Genomic DNA, 24,882 nt, shown 5'->3' on the forward strand with positions numbered 1-24,882 from the left:
ACGTCCGTCGTGCGGAAGTAGAACTGCGGGCGATACCCGTTGAAGAACGGGGTATGACGACCACCCTCGTCCTTGCCCAGGATGTACACCTCGGCCTCGAAATGCGTGTGCGGGTTGATCGAACCCGGCTTGCACAGCACCTGACCACGCTGCACTTCGTCGCGCTTGGTACCACGCAGCAGAATGCCCACGTTATCGCCCGCCTCGCCCTGGTCCAGCAGCTTGCGGAACATCTCGACACCGGTAACGGTGGTCTTCTGGGTGTCGCGGATACCGACAATCTCGATCTCCTCGCCCACCTTCACCACACCGCGCTCGATACGACCGGTCACCACAGTGCCGCGGCCCGAGATCGAGAACACGTCTTCCACCGGCATCAGGAAATCGCCGTCAATCGCGCGCTCCGGCTCCGGAATGTACTCGTCCATCGCCGTGATCAGCTTCTCGATCGCCTGCGCGCCAATCTCGGACTCGTCGCCCTCAACCGCCTTCAGCGCAGAACCGGTGATCACCGGGGTGTCGTCGCCCGGGAAGTCGTAGGAGGACAGCAGATCGCGCACCTCCATCTCCACCAGCTCCAGCAGCTCCGGATCGTCCACCATGTCGGCCTTGTTCAGGAACACCACGATGTGCGGCACACCCACCTGACGCGCCAGCAGAATGTGCTCGCGGGTCTGCGGCATCGGGCCATCGGCCGCCGACACCACCAGGATCGCGCCGTCCATCTGCGCCGCACCCGTGATCATGTTCTTCACGTAGTCCGCGTGCCCGGGGCAATCCACATGCGCGTAGTGACGATTCTCCGACTCGTACTCCACGTGCGCCGTCGCAATCGTGATCCCGCGCGCCTTCTCTTCCGGCGCGTTGTCAATCTGATCGTACGCACGCGACTCGCCACCAAACTTCTTGCCCTGCACCACAGTCAGCGCCGCCGTCAGCGTCGTCTTCCCATGGTCAACATGACCAATCGTCCCCACATTCACATGCGGCTTCTTACGCTCGAACTTTTCCTTGGACATCTCTCGTTTCCCCGGATCGTGACGCTAAAACACAACAGCGACGCAGGTTGTACGCTGACATTAAATATGGAGCTCATGACCGGATTCGAACCGGTGACCTCTTCCTTACCAAGGAAGTGCTCTACCGACTGAGCTACATGAGCCGATACTGCCGCCAGGGCCTTTCCCGCCTTGTTGCGGGCCAGAACTGGCCGGATCTGGAGCGGGTGATGGGAATCGAACCCACATCATCAGCTTGGAAGGCTGAGGTTCTACCATTGAACTACACCCGCAGAACCCTGGCTTACCAACCACCGCCCGCTACAGGCCGCTGGCTTGAAAACCCGATGGTGGAGGGAGGAGGATTCGAACCTCCGAAGGCTGAGCCAGCAGATTTACAGTCTGCCCCCGTTGACCGCTTGGGTATCCCTCCTCGATCAAGCCGCGTATTCTGGACCAGCGCGAACCGCAGCGTCAAGCACCTCCCGCGAGCAAAACCCGGATTGCGGCACATGCCCGCAAACGCCTTGTGTTTGGTGGGGTTGATTCCTATGATCGAGGTGCACTCGGGGCGAGCGCCCGTCCGCGGCGCGTTTCCCTTCCAACGCGGACGCACGTAGAGTGTGGAGCATCAACGCTTTTCGAAACTGAGGCCCATGGCGAACACCACTACGGCACCGCGGCTCCCCGGCTTGGCGAAGCGTCTGGTCGAGGGCGGCCTGATCGCGGAAGACATTGCCTCGCAACTGGTCGAGGAGTCCCAGTCCCAGCAGACGCCACTGATGAGCCTGCTCTCCACCAAGGGCAAGGTCGCCGAGGCGCGCCTGGCGGAGGCAGCGGCCGAGGAGTTCGGGCTGCCGGTACTGGATCTGGGCTGCTTCGACCCGGACCTGCTGCCGAAGGATCACCTCAATGAAAAGTTGATCCAAAAGCACCACGCACTGCCCCTGATGGTGCGGGGCAATCGCCTCTACATCGCGGTCTCGGACCCGACCAACCTTGGCGCCACCGACGAGTTCAAGTTCGCCACCGGGATGCCAGTGGAGGCCGTGCTGGTCGAGCCGCACAAGCTCGATCGCATGATCGACAGCGCCCTGAGCGCCGCCTCCTCGCTGATGGACGACCTCGGTGATGACGGGCTGGACAGCCTGGCGATCGAATCCGGCGAGGACGACAAGGACAGCGGGGACACGGCCGACGGCGCCGACGATGCCCCGGTGGTGCGCTTCGTCAACAAGCTGTTGATGGACGCGATCAACCGCAAAGCCTCGGACATCCACCTCGAGCCGTTCGAGAAGGACTTCCGCGTGCGCTTCCGGATCGATGGCGTACTGCACGAGGTGGCGCACCCGCCGACTTCGCTGGCCCCGCGGATCACCGCCCGCGTGAAGGTCATGTCGCGCATGGACATCGCCGAACGCCGGGTGCCGCAGGACGGGCGCATCAAGCTGAAGCTCTCGCGCACTCGCGCGATCGACTTCCGTGTCAGCTCCCTGCCGACGCTGTATGGCGAAAAGATCGTGATGCGTATCCTCGACCCGAGCAGTGCCTCGCTCGGGATCGACCAGCTCGGCTACGAGCAGCATCAGAAAGAGGCCTATCTCAAGGCCCTGAGTCGACCCTACGGCATGATCCTGGTCACCGGCCCGACCGGCTCGGGCAAGACCGTGTCCCTGTACACCGGGCTCGGCATTCTGAACACCGCGGACCGCAACATCTCCACCGCCGAGGACCCGTCGGAAATCAACATGCCCGGGGTCAACCAGGTCAACGTAAATCCGAAGGTCGGCCTGACCTTCGCAAGCGCGCTGCGCGCCTTCCTGCGCCAGGACCCGGACGTGATCATGGTCGGGGAAATCCGCGACCTTGAAACCGCCGAGATCGCGATCAAGGCGGCCCAGACCGGCCACCTCGTGCTGTCGACGCTGCACACCAACGACGCACCCCAGACCCTGACCCGCCTGGCGAACATGGGCGTGCCGCCCTACAACATCGCTTCCTCGATCCTGCTGATCATTGCCCAGCGCCTCGCACGGCGGCTGTGCCCGAACTGCAAGGAACGCGAAGACCTCCCCGAGGAGGTCCTGCGCAAGGAAGGCTTTACCGACGCCGACATCCAGGCCGGGGTCACGGCGTATCGGGCAGTGGGCTGCGATCAGTGCACCAACGGTTACAAGGGTCGGCTGGGGATCTACCAGGTCATGCCGATCAGCGAGGAGATGCAGCGCGGCATCCTCGAGGGATACAACTCCATGCAGCTCGCGGAGCAGGCAGAAAAAGAAGGGATCGAAGACCTGCGCCGCGCCGGTCTGATGAAGGTAATGGCGGGGCTGACCAGCCTCGAGGAAGTCAATCGCGTGACCAAGGACTAGTGCCGCAGCAGGCACAGGTCACCAGCTACAGGGGGACAGGGGGATGGCCGACTCCGGGACAATCTACACCTGGGAAGGACTGAACAAGAACGGCAACCGGGTCAAGGGCGAGACGCCGGCCGACAACGAGGCCGTCGCGCGCGCCGAGCTGCGCAAGAACGGCATCAACGTCACCAAGATCCGCAAGAAGCCGAAATCGCTGCTGTCTGCCGGCAGCAAGAAGATCGTGCCGGCGGATATCGCCTACTTCCTCCGCCAGATGACCACCATGCTGCAGTCCGGTGTGCCGCTGGTGCAGGCCTTCGAGATCGTCGGCCGCGGGAATGAAAAACCCGCGATGCGCGATCTCGTGCTCAAGCTAAAGGCCGATGTGGAAGGCGGCGAGACCTTCGCCAAGGCCCTCGCCAAGCATCCGAAATACTTCGATGACCTGGTCACCAACCTGGTCGAGGCCGGCGAGCAGGCGGGGACACTGGAAACCCTGCTGGACAAGATCGCCACCTACAAGGAAAAGACCGAGGCCCTGAAGGCCAAGATCAAGAAGGCCCTGTTCTACCCGGCCGCGGTTATCGTCGTCGCGATCGTGGTGACGGCCATCCTGCTGATCTACGTGGTCCCGCAGTTCGAGGCCCTGTTCCAGGGCTTCGGGGCCGACCTCCCCGTATTCACCCGCATGGTGGTCGATCTCTCGGAGTTCACCCAAAGCTGGTGGTGGGCCATCCTCGGCGTGATGGTCGCGATCGGATTCATCTTCGTGCAGGCCAAACGGCGTTCGCCGCGCTTCGCGCGTTTTCTCGACATCATCATCCTGAAGGCCCCGGCCTTCGGCCCGATCCTGCGCAAGGCCGCCATCGCACGCTTCGCACGCACCCTGGCCACCATGTTCTCCGCCGGTGTCCCGCTGGTGGATGCGCTGACCTCGGTCTCCGGCGCCACCGGCAACGCGGTCTACCGCGAGGCGACGCTGCGCATGCGCGACGAAACCGAGGCCGGCGGCCAGCTGCAGTGGTCCATGCGCAATACCGCCGTCTTTCCCAACATGGTGGTACAGATGGTCGCCATCGGGGAAGAATCCGGCTCCCTGGACTCCATGCTCTCCAAGGTCGCCGACTTCTACGAAGAAGAGGTCGACAACGCCGTGGACAGCCTGTCCAGCCTGCTGGAACCGCTGATCATGGTCGTCCTGGGCGTGCTGGTCGGTGGCCTGGTCATCGCCATGTACCTGCCGATCTTCCAGATGGGCCAGGTGATCTAGGCCATGCTGGCCGAGACCGGCACGCAACTGGGCGCCTGGGCCCTGCCGATCGCCGGGGTTTTCGGGCTGCTGATCGGCAGTTTCCTGAACGTAGTCATCGCGCGCCTGCCAGTGATGCTGGAACGCGAGTGGGAGCACGAGGCACGTGCGATCCTGGAGCACCCGCCGGCGGAGGATGCGGGCCGCGAGCCCTTTGACCTGCTGCGGCCGCGCTCGCGCTGCCCGCAGTGCCAGCGCCCGATCCGCGCGCTGGAAAACATCCCCCTGCTCAGCTTCCTGTTCCTGCGCGGGCGCTGTCCCGGCTGCGGCAACCGCATCAGCTGGCAGTACCCGGCGGTCGAGGCCCTGACCGCGCTGCTGTTCATCGTCACGATCTGGCAGCTGGGGCCGGACGCCGCCGGACTGCTGGCGCTGGTCTTTACCGCGGTGCTGGTCGCCGCCGCCGGCATCGATGCCCGCACCACCCTGCTGCCGGACCAGCTCACGCTGCCCCTGCTGTGGCTGGGGCTGCTGGTCAATATCCCCGGCACCTTCACCGACCTGCAGTCCGCCGTCATCGGGGCCGCGGCCGGCTACCTGACGCTGTGGCTGATCTTCCACGGATTCCGCCTGCTGACCGGCAAGGAGGGAATGGGCTTCGGCGACTTCAAGCTCCTGGCCGCGCTTGGCGCCTGGCTGGGCTGGCAGGCCCTGCCGGTGATCCTGCTGCTGGCCTCCCTGGTTGGCGCGGTGGTCGGCATCGCCCTGATCCTGCTGCGTGGGCGCGATCGCAACATCCCGATCCCGTTCGGCCCCTACCTGGCCGCCGCCGGTTGGCTGACGCTGATCTGGGGCGATCAACTGCTGGCCCTCTACTTCCCTCAGGGCCTGTAGGCGGAACGCCATGCTGCGCGTCGGACTCACCGGGGGGATCGGCTGCGGCAAGAGCCGGGTCGGTGACCTGTTCGCCAGCCTCGGCGTACCGGTCCTGGACGCCGACACCATCAATCGTGAACTGCAGGCGCCGGGACACGACCTCTACGCCGCCATCATCGATCATTTCGGGCCCGGCGTGCTGGATGCGCGCGGGCACCTCGACCGCGGCGCGCTGCGCAGCCGAATCTTCACCGACCCCGGCGAGCGCCAGGCCCTCGAGGCCCTGGTGCATCCCGCGGTCGAGGCCGCGATCGAGGAACGCCTGGCGCGGCTCCCGGACCGACCCGCCTACGCCCTGATCGTCGTCCCGCTACTGTTCGAGGCCGGCTGGGAACAGCGCTTTGACCACGTGATCGTGGTTGACTGCGACCCCTTCGAGCAGGTCGAGCGCGTCAGCCGCCGCGACGGGCGCAGCCCGGCCGAGGTGGAAGCCATCATCGAGGCGCAGATGAACCGCGAGGAGCGGCGCCTGCGCGCGGACAGCACCATTCACAACACCGGGAAGACCACCGATGCCGAACTGGCGCAACAGGTCGCAGATTGCGACGCCCGCCTGCGCCAGCAGGCCACCACGGGCAGCCGACGGGTAGAAAACCCTCCCCAGAATACCTGATACTGCGCGGATTACCTGACCGTCCAGCCCAGCCCCTGCCAAGCGGGAACGCCGTGAGCCAACCCCTGACCTTCGAACAACCGCTGCACGAACGTGTGCGCCTGCTGCTTCGGCTGGAGGCCCTGGGGGCGCGTTTTGGCGATGCGCTGGAGTCGGGACGGCCATTCGACCACCACGAGGCCCTGGCCTCGCTGGTGGACATCTACGCCCTCGTCACCCGCGTGGACATCAAGCGCGAGCTGATGGGCGAAATCGAGCGCCAGACCGTCAACCTGAACCGCCTGGCCAACCAGCCGGGCGTCGACACCGACCGCTTCAGCGAGACCATGGCCGCACAGAAACGCCTGCACGACGCCCTTGAGGCGCAGGCCGGGGCGCTCGACCATCGCGTGCGCGGCAGCGAATTCTTTTCCAGCGTGCGCCAGCGCATGGCGCTGCCAGGCGGGGCCTTCGACTTCGACCTGCCGATCTACCACTACTGGCTGGCGCAGCCGGAACCAGCCCGCCGCGAGCTCCTGCTGGAGTGGTTCGAACCGCTGAACACCGTGGCCGAGGCCACCGCACAGGTTCTGCGCTACATGCGCCGCTCGGGGAACGCGGAACCGGTCACCGCCGAGGACGGCTACTTCGAGCGCGCCCTCGACACCACGCATGCCTGGCAACTGATCCGGGTCACCGTGGACACCGAGCTCGGGGTCTACCCCGAGATCAGCGGGGGCCGCCAGCGCTTCACCGTCCGCTTCTTCGCCCCCGGCAACTTCCGCGAGCGCCCGGCCCCGGCCGGGCACGACATCCCGTTCCGGCTCTGCTGCTGCGCGATCTGAACGACCCCGCGCTGCCGCCTCGTGCCCGGCCACGCCGAGCCTAGTCTCCGAGCAGCCCCCGGATCGCAGCGATCCCCTGCGCACCGGCCGCCTGCGCCTGCGGCAGACTGGCCGTATCCATGCCCCCCAGGGCGTATACCGGTAGCGCAGCGCCCCGCACGAGCTGTGTGAATCGTTCCCAGCCCAGGGGCTTGGCCCCGGGATGGGTCGCCGTGGCCTCAACCGGACTCAGCACCGCGAAGTCCGCACCCAGCGCCGCCGCGCGTTCCAGACCGGCGCGATCATGCACCGACAGCGCCACCCGCCCGAAGCCCTGTGGCCGGGCGTCCAGCTCGCGCCAGCGGCGTTCGGGCAGGTGCAGCCCAATCTGCGGAAACCCTGCCAGCCACGGCGGCGGCGCATTCGCCAGCACCGGGATCGCTTGCGGCTCCGCCCGCGTCAGCACCGCGGCCAGCAGTTCGAGATAATCGTCGCGCTCCAGATGCGGCGCCCGCACCTGCACCATACCAGCCTGAGCGCTGGCGAGGGCCTGCCCCACACGCGCGACCACCGTGCCGATTTCGTCCACCGTGCGCGGCGACGGTGTAACCAGACAGGTGGCCGGCAGGGTCAGCGCCGCCAGCATCGGGCCGTTGGCGGCCGGAAACTCCGCCGCCTCCAGGGCCTGTGGCGCCCGCCATTCCAGCGGCTGCCCCTCGCGGCCCGCGGGCTGCCCCGTCCAGTCCGCCACCCGGAACACCCGCAGGATCACGCGCCGTTCGGGGTAGTCGTGGGGGATCGACAGGCAATGGGTCGCCGCATGGACCCGGATGCCCAGTTCCTCGTCAAGTTCGCGTGCCAGCGCCGCCGCCGGCGTCTCGCCCGGCGCGACCTTGCCGCCGGGGAATTCCCAGAAGCCTTCCAGGTGGCGCCCGGCCCGACGGCGCGTGACCAGGACGCGCCCATCCGCATCGCGGATCAGCCCGACGGCGACCTCGACCGGCGTCCCCGTGACAGGCTCAGGAGCGGTACTCGGCATTGATGCGCACGTACTCGTGGGAGAAGTCGCAGGTGTACTTGCGCGCGCTGGCGTCGCCGCGGCCGAGGTCAATCACGATGTGGATCTCCTCGGCGCCGAAGGCCTGCTGGCCCGCGGCCTCCGCATACCCGGGCGCCCGGCCGCCCGCGCGGACGATCTCGACATCATTGACCCGGATGGCGACGCGATCGATCACCAGATCCGCGATGCCCGCGCGACCGACGGCGGCCAGGATGCGCCCCCAGTTCGGGTCGGAGGCAAACAAAGCGGTCTTCACCAGTGGCGACAGGGCGACCGTCTCGGCGACCGCGGCCGCCTCGCTGCGCGACCCGGCGCCGGTGACCTCGACCGTCACAAACTTGGTCGCCCCCTCGCCATCGCGGACGATCGCCTGCGCCAGCTCCAGGCACACGGCCTCCAGTGCGGCGGCGAAGGCCGCACGGTCCGCTGCCGTGGCCAGCCCGATGCCGCTGGCGCCGCTGGCCATGCAAACCACCGCATCGTTGGTCGAGGTGTCCCCGTCGACGGTGATCGCATTGAAGCTCTCGACATTGGCCTGGCGCAGCAGATCCGAGAGGGCCTCGGCCTCGATCGCCAGATCAGTCCCGATGAAGGCCAGCATGGTAGCCATGTCCGGGTGGATCATCCCCGATCCCTTCGCGATTCCGGTCAGCGTGATCTCGCCGGCGGACAGGGGGACCCGGCGACTCGCGCCCTTGACCACGGTATCGGTGGTCATGATCGCGCGCGCCGCCTGCATCCAGGTGTTCGGGGCCAGGCCGGCCTGTAGCGCCGGCAGGGCGCCGGAGATGCGCTCGACCGGCAGGGGTTCGCCGATCACACCGGTGGAAAACGGCAGCACCGCGGCAGGCGTGCCACCGGTCACCGCGGCCAGCGCCTCGCAACAGGCGCGCGCGGCGTCCAGCCCGGGCGCACCGGTCCCGGCATTGGCATTGCCGGCATTGATCAGCAGCCAGCGCGGCCGCCCGGCCGCCTGATGCTCGGCCGCCACGATGACCGGGGCCGCGCGAAAGGCATTGGTGGTGTACAGCGCCGCGATCGCCGCGTCCGCACCGGCGTCGATCAGCACCAGGTCATCCCGCCCCACGTAGCGGATGCCGGCCGCGGTGGCGGCCAGGCGGATGCCGGGTACCGGGTGCAGGACCTCCGGCGCGATCAATCCTACTGCCATGGGCTTGTTTCCATGCTGGGGCCCGGCCTACAGCTTGCCGTGGCAGTGCTTGAATTTCTTGCCGGAGCCGCACCAGCAGGGCTCGTTGCGCCCCAGCTTGGGTTCCTCGCGCCGGTACGGGGCCTCGCCGCCGCCCACCGGCTCGCGCGCACCGGATTCGGCGCCGCCGTCAGCCGCCAGGGCGCTGTCCGGATTCTGGTGCTGGAACTGCAGATCATCCTCGGCCGGGGCGGCCTTTTTCGGCTTCAGGGCCTCGACCTCCTCCGGCGAACGCAGCTGCATGCGCAGCAGGAACTTCACGACATCGTGCTTGATGCGTTCCAGCAGCGACTGGAACATCGCGAAGGCTTCCTTCTTGTATTCCTGCTTGGGATTGCGCTGGGCATAGCCGCGCAGGCCGATACCCTGGCGCAGGTAGTCCATCGCCGCGAGGTGTTCTTTCCACTGGCTGTCGAGCACCTGCAGCATCACGTCGCGCTGCAGGCGGTTCATGGTCTCGTCGCCCAGCTGCTCGCGCTTGTTCCCGAGGAGTTCGCGGGCATGCGCGACGATGCGTTCGCGCAGCGGCTCCTCGTGCAGGTCATCCTCGTCATCAAGCCACTGCTGCACCGGCAGGTCGATGCCGAACTCGCCGTTGAGTGCCTGCTGCAGACCCTCGATATCCCATTCATCCTCGATCGAGCCCGGCGGCAGATACAGGCTGATCAGGGCGTTGACGACATCCTCGACCAGGGTGTCGATGGTCTCGCTGATGTCCTCGGTGGTCAGGAGCTCGGCGCGCTGGTCGTAGATCACCCGCCGCTGGTCGTTGGCGACGTCGTCGTATTCGAGCAGCTGCTTGCGGATATCGAAGTTGTGCGCCTCGACCTTGCGCTGCGCATTCTCGATCGCGCGCGAGACCCAGGCATTCTCGATGGCCTCGCCTTCCTTCATGCCCAGACGCTGCATCAGTCCGCGCACGCGCTCGGACGCGAACACCCGCATCAGGTTGTCTTCCAGCGACAGAAAGAATCGGCTGGAACCGGGATCGCCCTGGCGCCCGGAACGGCCGCGCAGCTGGTTGTCGATCCGGCGCGACTCGTGGCGTTCGGAGCCGATGATGTGCAGACCCCCGGCCTCCAGCACCTGGTCGTGCCGCTTTTGCCATTCGACCTTGATCTGCTCGCGCCGCGCGGCGTCGTCGGCATCGACCTCGGCAAGCTCCGCGTCCAGCGACCCGCCCAGCACGATGTCGGTCCCGCGACCGGCCATGTTGGTGGCCAGGGTCACGGCCTTCGGCCGCCCCGCCTGGGCGATGATCGCGGCCTCGCGCTCATGCTGCTTCGCGTTCAGGACCTCGAACGCAATACCCGTCTTCTTCAGCGCGTCGGCCAGGCGTTCCGAGCTTTCGACCGAGGCCGTCCCCACCAGCACCGGCTGGCCGCGATCCACGCACCACTGGATCTCCTTGATGATCGCCGCGTACTTCTCGGGCTGGGTGAGGAACACCAGGTCCTGCATGTCGTCACGCTGCAGCGGCTTGTTGCCGGGGATGACGACCACTTCCAGGTCATAGATGGTCTTGAACTCGTAGGCCTCGGTGTCGGCCGTGCCGGTCATGCCGGAGAGCTTTTCGTACAGACGGAAGTAGTTCTGGAAGGTGATCGAGGCCAGCGTCTGGTTCTCGCGCTGGATCGGCACCCCCTCCTTGGCTTCGATCGCCTGATGCAGGCCCTCGGACCAGCGCCGGCCGCCCATGATGCGGCCGGTGAACTCGTCGATGATCTGCACCTTGTTGTCGCGCACCAGGTAGTCCACGTCGCGGTGGAACAGGGCGTGGGCCCGCAGCGCGGCGTTCAGGTGGTGCAGGACCGCGATGCTGGCGGAGTCGTACAGGGTCTGGTGCTCCTCCAGCAGCCCCGCGGCGCGCAGCAGTTCCTCGGCCTTCTCGTGACCCTCCTCGCTGAGGAAGACCTGCTTGGCCTTCTCGTCGACGAAGTAGTCGCCCGCGCTCTCCTCGTCTTCCTGGCGCACCAGCTGTGGCGGGATGGTATTCAGGCGCTCGTACAGCTCCGAGCTGTCGCCACTGGGGCCGGAGATGATCAGCGGGGTGCGGGCCTCGTCGATCAGGATGGAATCGACCTCGTCGACCACCGCGAAGTTGAGCGCGCGCTGGACCCGCTGATCGGCCGAGAAGGCCATGTTGTCGCGCAGATAGTCGAAGCCGAACTCGTTGTTGGTGCCGTAGGTGATATCGGCCGCGTAGGCCTCGCGCCGGGTGACCGGACGCAGGCGGTCGAAACCGCCCTCGGGCGCCTGGTAGTCGGGGTCGAACATGAAGGAGGCGGAATCCACGCCCAGCCCACCGGAGCTGTTGACCACGCCCACCGACAGCCCCAGGGCGTGGTAGAGCTGCCCCATCCAGGCGGCGTCACGTCGGGCCAGGTAGTCGTTCACCGTCACCACGTGCACGCCGTCGCCGGTCAGCGCGTTCAGGTAGGTGGGGAGGGTCGCGACCAGGGTCTTGCCCTCCCCGGTGCGCATCTCGGCAATACGGCCGTCATTCAGGACCATGCCGCCGATCAGCTGCACGTCGAAGTGGCGCAGCCCCAGAACCCGGGCGCTCATCGCGCGGCAGACCGCAAAGGCCTCCGGCAGAAGCTTCTCCAGATCCTCACCCTCGCCCAGACGGCGCTGGAACTCCTGCGTCTTGTGCCGCAGTTCGTCGACCGCGAGTGCCTCGGTGGATTCGGCAAGGGCATTGATGCGCTCGACCGCTCGGGTATAGCGCTTCAGGATGCGATCGTTGCGACTGCCGAAAATCTTCTGTACGAGCTGCTTGACCATGGGGATCCGGGAAGGGTTGGCTGAAACCCGCCTAGGATAAACGATCCGCAGGGGAAACGCTGGCGCCCGTTCGCCCGGGGGGCGCGTGTCCGGGCGTGGATGCTGGCCGCTCCGTGCCGGGGCGTTCGCCGGGAAGCGGGGGTCAGTCCTGCCGGGGCAGGAAGGAATAGGGGTTCAGGGCCTCGCCGGCCTCGACGACCTCGTAATGCAGGTGGGTGTCCGTTGCGCGCCCGGTACGGCCCATGGTCGCGATCACCTCGCCCGCCTCTACCCGCTGGCCGGACTCCACCAGGATATCGGCGTTATGGGCATAGCGCGTGTTCAGCCCGCCACCGTGGGCGATCTCGACCAGGTTGCCATAGCCACCGCGGCGCCCGGCGAAGACCACCAGGCCTCCACCCGCCGCACGGATCTCCGAACCGGGGCGGCCGGCGAAGTCCATGCCCGAGTGAAACCGGCGCTGGCCGGTGAACGGGTCCTGCCGATAGCCGAACGCGGAGCTGATCCAGGCATCATCCTCGACCGGACGCTGCTGCGGCTGCAGGGCGTCGCGCGCCGCATCCTGGCGCAGTTCGGAGTCGACCAGGTCCACCGCCGAAGCCTGGCGTCCCAGCAGATGCTCCAGGGCCAGCAGCTGGTCATGCAGATCCAGAGGCGAATTCGGGCCGTCCAGCAGCGGACCGCCCTGGCCACCCATGTCGGGCTCGAGGTCGGCGACATTCAACCCGAGGCTGTCCCCGACCGAGCGGATGCGCAGATCGACCCGTGCCAGCTGGCGCTCCAGCGTCACCACGCGTTCCACCAGCTGGTTCATGCCCTCGCGGGCGGCCTCGCGGTCGGCGTTCTCGAGGACGGCCGGATCCAGGGTGGTGGCCACCGGGACCTTGATGATCTCGCGCTGCTGCTGTCCGGCCAGGTAGGCCGCCACCACCGCGGCCGCCACCAGCAGCAGCGTCAGCGCCGCCGCCAGACCGACCCCCCAGAGCGGGAACCGCGCGCAAAGGCCATCCGGTCGTAGTACGATCAGTTGCATGCCAAACCTCTTGTCCTGTTCGTCCCGCGATCACGGGGCCGGGTGATGACACCACAACGGATCACCCGCTTTATTGCCCGCGACTGGTCCGAATACTCGAACCGCGACCGCCGCGTGGAGCGTGCCCTGGAAGGGTTGACAGGCGAGGCCCTGAAGGCCGGCCGCCTGGCCCTGAGCGTGCGCGACGACACCCTGGTGGCGATCTGCGCGGAGCGCGGACTGGCCACCGAGATGCGCTTCCAGCAGCGCGAGCTGCTGAAGACCCTGGCGGCCGCGGGCTTCGAGGGCGTTACCCAGATGCGCATCCGACTCAGCCAGACCCCGCGCGCCCCCGAACCGGTAGCGCCGCTGGAGCGGCGCGAGATTCCGGATGCGGCGCGGCGCATCCTGGCCGACACCGCCGCCCGGGTGACCGACCCTGCCCTGGCCGGCGCCCTGGAGCGCCTGGCGCGGGCCGCCCGGCGCTCGGCACAGGACAACTGATCCGCGCACCGACCTCCAGCGCGTGCACGCGCTGGGCTGCCGCCAGGCTAGCCGGCCGGCGTGGGCGCCAGCTGGCCGAAGGAGATGGGCAGGCGCTCGTCCGGATCCTCGAAGGTGACCTTTTCCCAGGCCGTCTCGTCCGCAGCGAGCTTGCGAATCAGCTGGTTGTTCAGCGCGTGGCCGGACTTGTGCCCGGTAAACGCCCCGATCAGGCTGTGCCCGAGCAGGTACAGATCCCCGACCACGTCGAGGATCTTGTGCTTGACCAGTTCGTTGTCGTAGCGCAGGCCGTTTTCGTTGAGGATCTTGTAGTCGTCCAGCACCACGGCATTGTCGAGGCTGCCACCCAGCGCCAGCTGGTTGGCGCGCAGGGCCTCGATGTCGCGCATGAACCCGAAGGTGCGGGCCCGCGACACCTCCTTCACGAAGGACGTGGAGGAGAAGTCGAGCTCGGCCTTCTGGCTGCCATCGGTAAACATGGGGTGTTCGAAGTCGATGCAGAAACCGACCTTGAAACCGTCATAGGGTTCGAAGCGCACCCATTTGTCGCCCTCACGGACTTCAACGCTGCGCTTCACCCGGATGAATTCCTTGGGTGCGTCCTGCTCCTTCAGTCCGGCGGACTGCAGCAGGAACACGAAGGGACCGGCACTGCCGTCCATGATCGGCACCTCGGCGGCGCTGACATCGACGTGCAGATTGTCGATTCCCAGACCTGCGATCGCGGAGAGCAGATGCTCCACCGTCGATACCCGGACATCGCCGTTGACCAGCGTGGTGGACAGACGCGTGTCACCGACATTGTCGGCACAGGCGCGCAGCTCCACGGACGGATCAAGATCGCAGCGGTGGAACACAATCCCGGTATTCACCGGGGCCGGGCGCAGGGTCAGTACGACCTTCTCTCCGGTATGCAGACCGACGCCGGTTGCCCGAATGCTGTTCTTGAGCGTTCTTTGCCTGATCAACGAATTGAGCCTCTCTTGCAGCAGAGCGCATAAGGGGAGCCCGGGCCCTCCCGGGCTCCTCATGCACACAACGATTGCGCCATTATTGCAGGATTCCGCTCGTCCTGCATGAGCACCCGGTCTCAGTCTGCCTGCTTGCGCAGAAAGGCCGGAATATCCAGCACATCAATACCTTGCTGCTGGTTGTAGTCCACCGCTAGGTTGTCGCCACCGCGGCGCTTGACGGTCGGCTGGTCGAGATCGACTTCAACGTCGGAGCCGACCGCCTTCTTGGGCTGCGCATCGACCACTCGCACCTGCGGGCGCTCGGACTGCGAGGCCGGCGCCCCCAGGCCGGTCGCCACCAGGGTGACCCGCAGCTCATCGGTCATCTCGGGGTCGATCACCGTCCCGACGACGACGTTGGCGTCTTCCGATGCCAGGGCCTTCACCGCCTCCCCGACTTCCTCGAACTCGCCGATACCGACATCCATGCCGCCGGTGACGTTCACCAGGATGCCGCGCGCGCCGGAGATATCGATATCCTCGAGCAGCGGGCTGGCAATCGCGGCCTCGGCGGCCTCGCGGGCTCGATCCTCGCCGGTGCCGGACCCGGTCCCCATCATGGCCATGCCCATCTCGCGCATCACGTTGCGCACGTCGGCGAAGTCGACGTTGATCAGACCCGGGCGGGTAATCAGCTCGGCGATGCCCTGCACGGCGCCGAACAGCACGTCATTGGCGGCCTTGAAGGCATCCAGCAGCGTGGTGTTCTTGCCCAGCACCGTCAGCAGCTTCTCGTTGGGGATGGTGATCAGCGAATCGACCTGCTCGGTCAGCGCCTTGATCCCGGACATCGCGACCTGCATGCGGCGCTTGCCCTCGAACGGGAACGGCTTGGTGACGACCGCGACCGTCAGGATGTTCATCTCCTTGGCGATCTGCGCCACCACCGGCGCGGCCCCGGTGCCGGTACCGCCACCCATGCCTGCGGTAATGAAGACCATGTCGGCCCCCTGCAGCAGATCCTGGATGCGTTCGCGATCCTCCAGGGCCGCCTCGCGGCCAACGGCCGGGTCAGCGCCGGCACCCAGACCCTTGGTGATGTCGCCGCCCAGCTGCAGCAGCGTCTTGGAGTCCAGGTTCTTCAACGCCTGGGCATCCGTATTGGCGCAGATGAAATCCACGCCCTCCAGTTGCGAGTTGACCATGTGCTGCACGGCGTTGCCGCCGCCGCCCCCGACGCCGACGACCTTGATCGTGGCGTTCTGGCTATAGGTATCCATCAGTTCGAACGTCATGGCTGCGTCCTCTCGTTGCGTGTGTACGTGTACTGCATTTGCCTGCGTAATGGCCGGAGAGCGGTCCGACCGCCTGAACCCGGGCTGACCCGAAGGTCAGAACTGCCCGGAAAACCAGCGCTTCATGCGCGCCCATACACCCTGGAATCCGCTGTTCACGGGCCGGGATTCCTGCTCTGCGCGCGACTCGCGGGCGTAGAGCAACAGCCCCACCCCCGTCGCGTGGATCGGGTTCTTCACCACATCCAGGAGCCCGGTGACGCGTTGTGGCACCCCCAGGCGTACGGGCATGTGGAAGACCTCTTCGGCGAGATCCACCACACCTTCCATTCGGGACGAGCCGCCGGTGAGCACCACCCCGGCGGCAATCATTTCTTCGGTACCGCTGCGGCGCAGTTCCGCCTGCACCAGCTGCAACAGTTCCTCGTAGCGCGGCTCGACGACGGAGGCGAGCGTCTGGCGCGACAGCCGGCGCGCGGCGCGATCGCCGACACCGGGGACCTCGATGGTCTCCCCCGGGTCGGCCAGCGAGCGCAGTGCGCAGGCGTACTTGATCTTGAGTTCGTCGGCGTACTGGGTCGGCGTGCGCAGGGCGACCGCGATGTCGTTGGTCACCTGATCCCCGGCAATCGGGATCACCGCGGTGTGCATGATCGCGCCGTGGGCGAACACCGCGATGTCGGTGGTCCCGCCGCCGATGTCCACCAGGCAGACACCCAGGTCCTTCTCGTCCTCGCTGAGCACCGAATAGCTGGAGGCGAGCTGTTCCAGGATGATGTCGTCCACCCGCAGCCCGCAGCGCTCCACACACTTGACGATGTTCTGCGCCGCGGACACCGCGCCGGTGACCAGGTGCACCTTGGCCTCCAGCCGCACCCCGGACATCCCGATCGGCTCGCGGATGCCCTCCTGCTCATCGATGATGTATTCCTGCGGCAGCACGTGGAGGATGCGCTGGTCGGCCGGGATCGCGATCGCGCGGGCGGCATCGATCACCCGGTCCACGTCGCCGGCGACCACCTCGCCGTCCTTGATCGCGACCACACCGGTGGAGTTGTAGCTCTTGATGTGAGAGCCGGCGATCCCGGTATAGACCGAGTGGATCTCGCAGCCGGCCATCAGCTCGGCCTCCTCGACCGCGCGCTGGATCGACTGGACGGTGGACTCGATGTTCACGACCACGCCCTTCTTCAGCCCCCGCGACGGCGAGGAGCCGATGCCGATGATCTCGATCTCGCCCTCCTCGGTCAGCTCCCCGACCACGGCCTCGATCTTCGAGGTGCCGACATCCAGGCCGACGATCAAACCGGGTTCCGACTTCTTTGCCATCATCTTTCTGCGTCCTGTCGTTCGTGTCATCGGGCGCCCCCCGCCCCGTCATCGCCCGGGTTCGCCCAGGCCACGGCCAACCCGTGCGGGTAGCGCATGTCGATCCGTTCCACCGGGGCCTCGCGGTACTCGCGAATCGCCGGAGCCGCGCGCACCAGCTGCCCGAGGCGCGACAGATCGGCATCGCGCCCCATCAGCACGCGCACGCCATCGGACAGATGAATGCTCCAGTCATGGCGTGCCCCTTCCTCCAGACCGACCACCTCCAGACCGGCATCCGCCAGCCGCGCGGAGACCTCCAGATAGCGATGCATCAGCACGACCTGGCGGCCATCGGTGCCCGCCAGCGCTGGCAGGCTCGACCACGGGTCCAGGTCCACCGGGCCGAACAGACGGCCGCGGCGGTCCACCAGGTGGTCGCCGCCCCACTGCGCCACCGGTACCGGCTCGCGAACCTCCACCACCAGGGTGTCCGGCCACTGCCGGCGCAGACGCACGCTGTCGACCCAGGGGTGCGCCTCCAGGACCGCACGCAGCGGCTCCAGCTCGACACCGACAAAACCGCTGGCATGCACGCGGGCCAGCTCGCGCAGGGCGTCGACATCCGCATGCTGCGGATTGCCGGCAATCTCGATGCGCTCGATCGGCAGCAGCGCATCGGCATCGAACTGGAGCCAGGCCAGCGTGCCCAGCACCAGCACGGCGGCCAGGCCCATGCCCGCCATCAGGCGCAGGCCCGGACCGGCCAGCCGGCGCAGGGGCGACGGGCCCTGACGCTGCGGCCGGCGCGCGGGGCGGGTTGTGCGGCGTGCGCTCAACGCAGACCTCCACACTCGAAACTGGAATCGAGGATGCGCAGGCACAGCGCATCGAAATCGATACCGGCCGCCGCCGCGGCCTTCGGGACCAGCGAGTGGTCGGTCATGCCCGGGATGGTGTTGACCTCAATCAGGAAGTTCTCGCCATGCTCGTCCTGCAGGATGTCCACTCGGCCCCAGCCACAGCCCTCGAGGGTTGCGAAGGCCGCGATCGCCAGCGACTGCAGCTCCAGCAGCGCGCTGGAGTCCAGCGGCGGCGGGCAGATGTAGCCGGTATCGTCCGCCTCGTATTTCGCGTGGTAGTCGTAGAATCCGCCGGCGGCTCGGATCTCGACCACCGGCAACGGCTCGTTGCCGAGGATGGCGACGGTGTACTCGCGCCCGCTGATCCACTGCTCGGCGAACACCTGGCCCGGCTGCAGGCGTGCGGCCTCATAGGCGGCCGGGAGATCGGCCGCGCGATCCACACGGGTAATGCCCAGACTGGAACCGCCGCGGGCCGGCTTCACGATCAGCGGCAGACCCAACGCGTCAGCCACCGCGTCGGGGTCAAAGCCCGGGGTCAGCAGTCGGTACGGCGCGCTTGGGAGGTTACTGCCCGCCCACAGCCGCTTACAGGCGAGCTTGTCCATGCCCAGGGCCGAACCGAGAACCCCGGTGCCGGTGTAGGGGATGCCCGCCATGTCCAGACAGCCCTGCAGCGTCCCGTCCTCGCCACACTCGCCGTGGAGCACGATGAACACGCGATCGAAGCCTTCCAGATCCAGGCAGCGCGCGCGATCGCGGGTCAGGTCCACCGCATGGGCATCCACCCCCTGGCGCTGCAGGGCCGCCAGCACGGCCTGGCCGCTGTGCAGCGAAACCTCGCGCTCGCCCGACCAGCCGCCCATCAGGACCGCGACCCGGCCGTAGTCGTGTGCAGTTCGCTTGCTCATGCCGTTCCCTCGCTTTCCTCATTCGCGCTCGCGTCCCGTCCGAGGACGCGCACCTCCGGCTCCAGCCGGACACCGAACCGGCGCTGCACCTCGGCCTGGGCGTGGTGCAGCAGCCACTCGATATCGGCGGCCCGCGCATGGCCGTCATGGGTAATAAAATTGGCGTGCTTGGAAGAGATCTCGGCGCTGCCGCAAGACAGCCCCTTCAGACCGGCCGCCTCGATCAGGCGCGCGGCGTGGTCACCCTCCGGATTACGAAACACCGAACCGCAGGAGGGCAGGCCCAGCGGCTGCCGCGCCGAACGCTCGCGCAGCAGTTCGCGGATGCGCCGGGTTCCGGTCTCGGGGTCGCCGGCCGCCAGCTGCAGGATGCAGCCGGTGAACCATTCGTCCTCGGGCCCGTGCACGCTGCGATAGCCAATGCGGTATTCGGCCGGGGTGCGGGTGTGCAGGCTGCCGCGGGCGTCAATGGTCGTGACCGACTCCACCAGCGGCCACATCTCGCCGCCCCAGGCCCCGGCGTTCATGCGCAGCGCGCCGCCCACCGTGCCCGGGATACCGGCCAGGAACTCGGCCCCGACCAGCCCCTCGCGGGCCCCGAAACGGGCCGCCTGGGCACAGGCCAGCCCCGCTCCCAGCAGCAGGCGGTCGCCGTCCAGACGGCGGCGCTCGTTGAGGACACCGGACAGGTGCACCACCAGGCCCTCAATCCCGCCGTCCCGGATCAGCACGTTGCTGCCGAGGCCGAGAAAGGTCACCGGCATCTCCGGTGCATGGCTCGCGTGGTCACTCAGGGCCGCGACCAGGTCGTCGAGATCGGCCGGCTGGAACAGCCAGTCGGCCGGGCCACCCACGCGCCAGGAGGTCAGGCCCGCGAGCGGAACGCCGGCCTCCAGCCGGCCCCGCGGCACGCGGGCAAACGGTCCTGCGCTGCTGTCCATGACCCGTTCCGCCATCATGATGCGCTCCCGCCGGCCGCCGCCAGCTGCTGCGGCAGCAGCCCCGCCAGGCGGCCGATATCGCCAGCCCCCTGGGCAATGACCACGTCGTCCGCGCGCAACATGCGCCCGAGCACGTCGACGACGTCGTCGGCACGCTCGACAAACACCGGTTCGACCTGACCGCGCAGACGAATGGCCCGCGCCAGACTGCGGCCGTCGGCACTGGGGATCGGATCCTCGCCGGCGGCATAGACCTCCAGCAGGATCAGCACATCGGTCTCCGACAGCGCCTCGACAAAGTCCTCGAACAGATCACGCGTGCGGGTATAGCGATGCGGCTGGAAGATGGTGATGCGCCGCCGGCCGGGCCAGGCGTCACGGGCAGCCGCCTGGGTCGCGCTGATCTCGCGCGGGTGATGACCGTAGTCATCAACCAGGGTCACCGGGCCACTCGGGGCCTGCCAGGTCTGCACCTGGAAACGCCGGCCGATCCCCTGGAAGCGCTCCAGCGCGGCCTGGATCGCAGTCGGTGACACCTCCAGCTCGTGTGCGACCGCAGCCGCGGCCAGGGCGTTCAGCACATTGTGGCGGCCGGGCAGGTTGAGGGTCACGGGGAATGCCGCCTGCCCCGGCAGGGCCAGGTCGAAAACCATGCGCACGCCTTCCTGGCGCACATTCAGTGCGCGCACGTCGGCCGACTGCTCGATGCCGTAGGTCAGGCGCGGGCGCTCCAGTTCCGGGTACAGGTCGCGCACCTGCGGGTCGTCCGCGCACAGCACGGCGATGCCGTAGAACGGGAGGTGATGCAGGAACTCGAGGAAGGTGGCGCGCAGCTTGCCGAAGTCGTTGCCGTAGGTGCCCAGGTGATCGGCATCGATGTTCGTCACGATGCTGATCATCGGCTGCAGGTGCAGGAACGAGGCATCGCTCTCGTCGGCCTCGGCCACCAGGTAGTCGCCGGCCCCGAGATTGGAGTGGCTGGCGGTGCTGTTCAGGCGCCCGCCGATCACGAAGGTCGGGTCCATCCCGGCCTCCGCGAGCACGCTGGCGATCAGGCTGGTCGTGGTGGTCTTGCCGTGGGTACCGGCCACCGCGATGCCGTAGCGGAAACGCATCAGCTCGGCCAGCATCTCGGCGCGGCGCACAATCGGGATGCCGCGCCGCCGCGCCTCCTGTACCTCGGGGTTCGAGGGGTTGATCGCGCTGGAGACCACCAGCACGTCGGCATCGGCCGCATTGGCCTCGGTGTGGGCCGCCACCACCGGGATACCCATTCCCTGCAGGCGCTGCACCATCGGCGACTGCCCGAGGTCGGAGCCCGACACCTGATAGCCCAGCTGGTGCAGGACCTCGGCGATGCCGCTCATCCCGGAACCACCGATCCCGACACAGTGAATGCGGCGGATACGGCGCATCGCATGACGCGGCAGACGTGTGGCGCTCATCCCGTCCCCTCCCGGCGGGCACCCGCCATCTCCATGCAGGCATCGGCCAGCCGGCGGGCCGTATCCGGGAAAGCCTGCTCGCGCGCGCGCAAGGCCCGGGTCCGCAGGGTCTCGCGATCCAGTGACACCACCAGCTCGTATACGCGCTGGACATCGAGCTCCGCGTCCGCGATGCGCCAGGCGGCTCCTGCCTGCACCAGCGCCTCCGCATTCGCGGTCTGGTGATCGTCCACTGCATGCGGATAAGGGACAAAGATCGCTGCCACCCCGGCGGCGGCGACCTCGGCGACCGTCAGCGCCCCGGCCCGGCAGATCACCAGATCCGCCCAGGCATAGGCGGCGGCCATATCTTCGATGAAGGCGCTGATCTCGGCCTCGAGACCTGCCTCCGCATAGGCGGCACGGGCCTCGTCCAGGGTCCGCTCGCCCGCCTGGTGGCGAACCTGCAACGGCTGCTGCGCCGCCACGCGCGCCAGCGCGCCAGGCAGGGTGCGGTTCAGCGAACGCGCCCCCAGACTGCCGCCAAGAACCAGGATATTCAGCGCGCCACCGCGCTCGTCGTAACGCGCCTCCGGGGCCGGCAGCGCGGCGATCTCGGCGCGGACCGGATTGCCCACCACGGTCACCGTCACGCGCTCGGGGAAGCTGTGCTCGAAGCCGGCGTAAACCCGGTCCGCGACCTTCGCCAGCCATCGGTTGGTGAGGCCCGCCACCGCATTCTGCTCATGGATCGCGAGGGGCCGGCCAAGGGCCGATGCCATCAGACCGCCGGGACCGGCGGCAAAGCCACCAAAGCCGATCACGGCATCCGGGCGCAGGCGGGTCATCAAGCCCAATGCGGCCCACAGTGACAGCCCCAGGCGCCAGGGCGCGAGGGCCAGACCGAGCAGCCCCTTGCCGCGCACGCCGGCAATGGGAAGCGTATGCAGTTCGATCCCCGCTTCCGGTACCAGCCGGGACTCCACACCCCGCGCGGTACCCAGCCAGAGCAGTTCGGCGCCGCGCGCACGCAGCAGTTCGGCCACCGCCAGCCCCGGGAACACATGCCCACCAGTCCCGCCGGCCATGATCAGGATACGCGGCGGCCTCATGCCCCACCTCCATGGCGACGTCGCGGTGGTGCCACCCGGGGCGCCGGGACCTGTGCCTCACGGTAGACACGCATCACCAGCCCCACGGCCGCCAGCGAGACGATCAGGGAACTCCCGCCGTAACTGAGAAATGGCAGGGTCAGGCCCTTGGTGGGCAGCAGCCCCATGTTGACGGCAAGGTTCAGGAAGGCCTGCAGCCCCATCCAGATCGCGACCCCGAAGGCCAGATGCGAGGCGAAGGCGTGGCCACCACGCTCCGCCATCAGGCCGATGCGGATGCAGCGCCACACGAGCACCGCGAACAGGGCGATCAGGGCGACCACACCGACGAACCCGAACTCCTCGGCAAATACGGCGAACAGGAAGTCGTTGTGCGCCTCCGGCAGATAGAACAGCTTCTGCACGCTGTTGCCCAGCCCGGCCCCGAACCAGCCCCCCGAACCGATCGCGATCAGCGACTGGGTAAGCTGGAAGCCGGTCGCAAACGGGTCTTGCCAGGGATCGAGAAAGGCCGTCAGGCGCGCAACCCGGTACGGTGCCGCGACCGCGACAATGGCCATGCCGACGGCGATGGTCGCGCCCAGCGCCACGAACTGCCACAGCTTGGCGCCCGCCAGGAACAGCATCCCCATGCCAATGACCAGCATGATCGCGGCGCCACCGAAGTCCGGCTGTAGCAGCATCAGGATCGTCCCCACGCCGAGGACGACCAGCGGCCGGATAAAGCCGAGGAAATGCAGCCGCAGGGTCGAATAGTGGCGCACGATATAGCCGGCCAGGTACATCACCACCAGCAGCTTGACCAGTTCGGCCACCTGCAGATTGAACATGCCCAGCGGGATCCAGCGCGTGGCCCCGTTGACGGTACGGCCGACGCCGGGGATCAGGACCGCGATCAGCAGCACCATCACCAGGATCAGCAGCCAGGGACCGGCGCGTTCCCAGCGTGCAAGCGGGACCGACCACAGGAACGTCGCGACCACGAGACCGATCGCGGCAAAGATCACCTGACGCTGGAAGAAGTGCCAGGTATTGCCGAAGTAGCGCTCACCCAGCCCCATGGAGGCGGAGGCGACCATAACCAGGCCGATGCCGAGGAGGATGCTCGCGACTGCCAGCAGCGGGAGATCGACGTGATCGCGCATGCCGGCGACCAGACCACGCCCCTCCAAACCGATACGGGTGCTGGATACGCTCATGCCGGAAGCCCCCGTACCGCGCGGGCAAAGTCGTCGCCACGTGCCTGGTAGTTGGCGTACAGGTCGAGGCTGGCGCAGCCCGGCGACAGCAGCACGGTGTCGCCGGGCTCGGCCCAGGCCGCTGCCTGCGCCACCGCGGCATCCATATCCTCCACCCGCTGCACCGGGACCACCGAGGCCAGGGCGCGGGCGATCAGCGGCGCATCCTCGCCGAGGAGGACGACACCGCGCACCTTGCCGGGGACATAGTCGGCCAGCGGCGAGAAGTCCTGGCCCTTGCCCTGCCCGCCAGCGATCAGCACCAGCGGCCCCGGCGTTCCGCGCAGGGCGGCCAGGGTCGCGCCGACATTGGTGCCCTTGGAGTCGTTGATGTAGTCGACGCCAGCGATCGCAGCGATCCACTGGGAGCGATGCGGAAGCCCGGCGAAATCAGCGAGTGCGGCAAGCGCGCGGGTGCGCGCATCCCGGTCCTCCAGCCAGGGCCAGGCCAGCGCCAGTGCGGCAAGCGCATTGGCCCAGTTGTGCTGTCCGCGCAGGCGCAAGCGGGCGGTGGGCAGCAGATGTTCCTCGCCACGGACCAGGTCCGGCTCGGCCGCGCCCGGGGCCACGCCGAAGTCGGTCGCCGCCCACGGGGCATCCAGTCCGAACGAGACCACGCGCAGCCCGGCCGGCAGCGGGAGCGTGCGCAGCCAGGCGTCATCACGGTTCAGGACACCACGCTCGGCGCGCTCCAGGATCCGCGCCTTGGCACGGACATAGGCCTCCAGATCCGCATAGCGATCGAGGTGATCCGGCGAGATATTCAGGATGGCGGCAGCCGCCGGCGCCAGTACGGCGCTGCGTTCGAGCTGGAAGCTGGACAGCTCCAGCACGTACAGCTGCGGAGCCTGCTCCAGCAGGTCCAGCGCGGGGGTACCGAAGTTGCCCCCCACCGCCACCTGCCAGCCGGCGGCGCCCAGCAACTCGGCGACCAGCGCGGTCACCGTGCTCTTGCCATTGGAACCGGTAACCGCGATCACCGGCGCGGAGGCAGCGGCGGCGAACAGGTCGATGTCACCGGTCAACTGTGCCCCGGCGGCGTGCGCCCGCTGCAGCACCGGGTGCTCCAGGGCCACCCCGGGGGAGACGATCACGCGCGCGAAGGCGCCTGCGTCCAGGTCGTCGAGCGGGCCGGCCCAGGCTTCGGCCAGCCACGCGGCCGGCGCGCCCGGCTCCAGTGCCGGCGGGCGGGCGCGGGTATCAGTCACCGCGAACGACTGCCCCTGCGCATGCAGGTAGCGGGCAACCGACTGTCCGGTTGCCCCCAGGCCCACGATCAGGTTGTCGGCAGTGGCTCGGGTCATGGCG

The 24,882-nt window shown here is 67.8% G+C and carries 21 protein-coding genes and 3 tRNA genes; 6 read left to right on the top strand and 18 right to left on the bottom strand.

Annotated elements, in window-relative coordinates; all coding sequences use genetic code 11:
• The 4 genes from tuf to D000_RS0108210 form a co-directional block, all read right to left on the bottom strand.
• The coding region (tuf, locus tag D000_RS0108195; RefSeq protein ID WP_018873050.1) for an elongation factor Tu at positions 1–1,019 on the bottom strand (1,019 nt) is incomplete at its 3' end.
• Positions 1,020–1,086: 67 nt separating this feature from the next.
• Positions 1,087–1,162, bottom strand: a tRNA-Thr gene (locus D000_RS0108200).
• A 55-nt stretch (positions 1,163–1,217) separates the two neighbouring features.
• Positions 1,218–1,291: transfer RNA gene (locus D000_RS0108205), tRNA-Gly, on the bottom strand.
• A 55-nt stretch (positions 1,292–1,346) separates the two neighbouring features.
• Positions 1,347–1,431: transfer RNA gene (locus tag D000_RS0108210), tRNA-Tyr, on the bottom strand.
• A gap of 223 nt (positions 1,432–1,654) precedes the next feature.
• Between D000_RS0108210 and pilB the strand changes: the two genes are divergently transcribed.
• The 5 genes from pilB to zapD are packed head-to-tail and all read left to right on the top strand — an operon-like array spanning position 1,655 to position 6,977.
• The gene (gene pilB, locus D000_RS0108215; RefSeq protein ID WP_018873051.1) at positions 1,655–3,370 is read left to right on the top strand and encodes a type IV-A pilus assembly ATPase PilB; all 1,716 of its coding nucleotides are present in this window, start codon (positions 1,655–1,657) and stop codon (positions 3,368–3,370) included.
• Between the two features lie 43 nt (positions 3,371–3,413).
• Complete coding sequence (locus D000_RS0108220; RefSeq protein WP_018873052.1) at positions 3,414–4,625, top strand: type II secretion system F family protein; 1,212 nt, start codon at positions 3,414–3,416, stop codon at positions 4,623–4,625.
• A 3-nt stretch (positions 4,626–4,628) separates the two neighbouring features.
• Positions 4,629–5,498, top strand: coding sequence for an A24 family peptidase (locus D000_RS0108225; RefSeq protein WP_018873053.1), 870 nt, complete (start codon positions 4,629–4,631; stop codon positions 5,496–5,498).
• 10 nt (positions 5,499–5,508) lie between these two features.
• Positions 5,509–6,153, top strand: coding sequence for a dephospho-CoA kinase (gene coaE, locus D000_RS0108230; protein ID WP_018873054.1), 645 nt, complete (start codon positions 5,509–5,511; stop codon positions 6,151–6,153).
• A gap of 53 nt (positions 6,154–6,206) precedes the next feature.
• Complete coding sequence (gene zapD / locus D000_RS0108235) at positions 6,207–6,977, top strand: cell division protein ZapD (RefSeq protein WP_018873055.1); 771 nt, start codon at positions 6,207–6,209, stop codon at positions 6,975–6,977.
• A 40-nt stretch (positions 6,978–7,017) separates the two neighbouring features.
• On the opposite strand, the gene D000_RS0108240 is transcribed toward zapD, so the two are convergent.
• The 4 genes from D000_RS0108240 to D000_RS0108255 all read right to left on the bottom strand — a co-directional run bounded on the left by D000_RS0108240 (position 7,018) and on the right by D000_RS0108255 (position 13,046).
• The gene (locus tag D000_RS0108240) at positions 7,018–7,995 is read right to left on the bottom strand and encodes a Nudix family hydrolase (protein ID WP_018873056.1); all 978 of its coding nucleotides are present in this window, start codon (positions 7,993–7,995) and stop codon (positions 7,018–7,020) included.
• On the bottom strand, positions 7,976–9,187 hold the full coding sequence (gene argJ, locus D000_RS0108245) for a bifunctional glutamate N-acetyltransferase/amino-acid acetyltransferase ArgJ (protein ID WP_026279858.1): 1,212 nt from the start codon (positions 9,185–9,187) through the stop codon (positions 7,976–7,978). Before argJ ends, D000_RS0108240 begins: the two co-directional genes overlap by 20 nt.
• 27 nt (positions 9,188–9,214) lie before the next feature.
• The gene (gene secA, locus D000_RS0108250; protein ID WP_018873058.1) at positions 9,215–12,013 is read right to left on the bottom strand and encodes a preprotein translocase subunit SecA; all 2,799 of its coding nucleotides are present in this window, start codon (positions 12,011–12,013) and stop codon (positions 9,215–9,217) included.
• A 142-nt stretch (positions 12,014–12,155) separates the two neighbouring features.
• Positions 12,156–13,046, bottom strand: a complete 891-nt coding sequence (locus tag D000_RS0108255) for a M23 family metallopeptidase (protein WP_018873059.1) — start codon at positions 13,044–13,046, stop codon at positions 12,156–12,158.
• A 45-nt stretch (positions 13,047–13,091) separates the two neighbouring features.
• Between D000_RS0108255 and D000_RS0108260 the strand changes: the two genes are divergently transcribed.
• Complete coding sequence (locus D000_RS0108260) at positions 13,092–13,529, top strand: DciA family protein (RefSeq protein ID WP_018873060.1); 438 nt, start codon at positions 13,092–13,094, stop codon at positions 13,527–13,529.
• 47 nt (positions 13,530–13,576) lie between these two features.
• Here D000_RS0108260 and lpxC read toward each other — a convergent pair whose 3' ends face one another.
• The 10 genes from lpxC to murD all read right to left on the bottom strand — a co-directional run bounded on the left by lpxC (position 13,577) and on the right by murD (position 24,878).
• The gene (gene lpxC, locus D000_RS0108265) at positions 13,577–14,497 is read right to left on the bottom strand and encodes a UDP-3-O-acyl-N-acetylglucosamine deacetylase (protein ID WP_018873061.1); all 921 of its coding nucleotides are present in this window, start codon (positions 14,495–14,497) and stop codon (positions 13,577–13,579) included.
• A 122-nt stretch (positions 14,498–14,619) separates the two neighbouring features.
• Complete coding sequence (gene ftsZ, locus D000_RS0108270; RefSeq protein ID WP_018873062.1) at positions 14,620–15,777, bottom strand: cell division protein FtsZ; 1,158 nt, start codon at positions 15,775–15,777, stop codon at positions 14,620–14,622.
• A gap of 96 nt (positions 15,778–15,873) precedes the next feature.
• On the bottom strand, positions 15,874–17,109 hold the full coding sequence (ftsA, locus tag D000_RS0108275) for a cell division protein FtsA (RefSeq protein WP_018873063.1): 1,236 nt from the start codon (positions 17,107–17,109) through the stop codon (positions 15,874–15,876).
• A gap of 23 nt (positions 17,110–17,132) precedes the next feature.
• A complete protein-coding gene (locus D000_RS0108280; RefSeq protein WP_026279860.1) occupies positions 17,133–17,855 on the bottom strand; it encodes a cell division protein FtsQ/DivIB in 723 nt (240 codons plus the stop codon).
• A 65-nt stretch (positions 17,856–17,920) separates the two neighbouring features.
• Complete coding sequence (locus tag D000_RS0108285; RefSeq protein WP_018873065.1) at positions 17,921–18,859, bottom strand: D-alanine--D-alanine ligase; 939 nt, start codon at positions 18,857–18,859, stop codon at positions 17,921–17,923.
• The gene (gene murB / locus D000_RS0108290; RefSeq protein WP_018873066.1) at positions 18,856–19,818 is read right to left on the bottom strand and encodes a UDP-N-acetylmuramate dehydrogenase; all 963 of its coding nucleotides are present in this window, start codon (positions 19,816–19,818) and stop codon (positions 18,856–18,858) included. Before murB ends, D000_RS0108285 begins: the two co-directional genes overlap by 4 nt.
• Positions 19,815–21,245 (bottom strand): UDP-N-acetylmuramate--L-alanine ligase, encoded by a 1,431-nt coding sequence (gene murC / locus D000_RS0108295; protein ID WP_018873067.1) that lies wholly within the window; start codon positions 21,243–21,245, stop codon positions 19,815–19,817. Before murC ends, murB begins: the two co-directional genes overlap by 4 nt.
• Positions 21,242–22,336 carry an undecaprenyldiphospho-muramoylpentapeptide beta-N-acetylglucosaminyltransferase gene (gene murG / locus D000_RS0108300; protein ID WP_018873068.1) on the bottom strand — a complete coding sequence of 365 codons (1,095 nt, stop codon included), beginning with the start codon at positions 22,334–22,336 and terminating at the stop codon, positions 21,242–21,244. The genes murC and murG overlap by 4 nt, the downstream gene beginning before the upstream one ends.
• Complete coding sequence (ftsW, locus tag D000_RS0108305; protein ID WP_018873069.1) at positions 22,333–23,535, bottom strand: putative lipid II flippase FtsW; 1,203 nt, start codon at positions 23,533–23,535, stop codon at positions 22,333–22,335. The genes murG and ftsW overlap by 4 nt, the downstream gene beginning before the upstream one ends.
• Positions 23,532–24,878 (bottom strand): UDP-N-acetylmuramoyl-L-alanine--D-glutamate ligase, encoded by a 1,347-nt coding sequence (gene murD / locus D000_RS0108310; protein ID WP_018873070.1) that lies wholly within the window; start codon positions 24,876–24,878, stop codon positions 23,532–23,534. The genes ftsW and murD overlap by 4 nt, the downstream gene beginning before the upstream one ends.
• Positions 24,879–24,882: the final 4 nt, after the last annotated feature.

This window comes from Thioalkalivibrio sp. ALJ16 (assembly GCF_000377345.1).
Classification (GTDB): Bacteria; Pseudomonadota; Gammaproteobacteria; order Ectothiorhodospirales; family Ectothiorhodospiraceae; genus Thioalkalivibrio.

Bases quoted from the DNA above. Each gene is read 5' to 3' on its own strand.
- pilB (WP_018873051.1), top strand. From the start codon at position 1,655: ATGGCGAACACCACTACGGCACCGCGGCTCCCCGGCTTGGCGAAGCGT.
- D000_RS0108220 (WP_018873052.1), top strand. From the start codon at position 3,414: ATGGCCGACTCCGGGACAATCTACACCTGGGAAGGACTGAACAAGAAC.
- D000_RS0108225 (WP_018873053.1), top strand. From the start codon at position 4,629: ATGCTGGCCGAGACCGGCACGCAACTGGGCGCCTGGGCCCTGCCGATC.
- coaE (WP_018873054.1), top strand. From the start codon at position 5,509: ATGCTGCGCGTCGGACTCACCGGGGGGATCGGCTGCGGCAAGAGCCGG.
- D000_RS0108240 (WP_018873056.1), bottom strand. From the start codon at position 7,995: ATGCCGAGTACCGCTCCTGAGCCTGTCACGGGGACGCCGGTCGAGGTC.
- argJ (WP_026279858.1), bottom strand. From the start codon at position 9,187: ATGGCAGTAGGATTGATCGCGCCGGAGGTCCTGCACCCGGTACCCGGC.
- secA (WP_018873058.1), bottom strand. From the start codon at position 12,013: ATGGTCAAGCAGCTCGTACAGAAGATTTTCGGCAGTCGCAACGATCGC.
- D000_RS0108255 (WP_018873059.1), bottom strand. From the start codon at position 13,046: ATGCAACTGATCGTACTACGACCGGATGGCCTTTGCGCGCGGTTCCCG.
- D000_RS0108260 (WP_018873060.1), top strand. From the start codon at position 13,092: ATGACACCACAACGGATCACCCGCTTTATTGCCCGCGACTGGTCCGAA.
- ftsZ (WP_018873062.1), bottom strand. From the start codon at position 15,777: ATGACGTTCGAACTGATGGATACCTATAGCCAGAACGCCACGATCAAG.
- ftsA (WP_018873063.1), bottom strand. From the start codon at position 17,109: ATGATGGCAAAGAAGTCGGAACCCGGTTTGATCGTCGGCCTGGATGTC.
- D000_RS0108285 (WP_018873065.1), bottom strand. From the start codon at position 18,859: ATGAGCAAGCGAACTGCACACGACTACGGCCGGGTCGCGGTCCTGATG.
- murB (WP_018873066.1), bottom strand. From the start codon at position 19,818: ATGATGGCGGAACGGGTCATGGACAGCAGCGCAGGACCGTTTGCCCGC.
- murC (WP_018873067.1), bottom strand. From the start codon at position 21,245: ATGAGCGCCACACGTCTGCCGCGTCATGCGATGCGCCGTATCCGCCGC.
- murG (WP_018873068.1), bottom strand. From the start codon at position 22,336: ATGAGGCCGCCGCGTATCCTGATCATGGCCGGCGGGACTGGTGGGCAT.
- ftsW (WP_018873069.1), bottom strand. From the start codon at position 23,535: ATGAGCGTATCCAGCACCCGTATCGGTTTGGAGGGGCGTGGTCTGGTC.
- murD (WP_018873070.1), bottom strand. From the start codon at position 24,878: ATGACCCGAGCCACTGCCGACAACCTGATCGTGGGCCTGGGGGCAACC.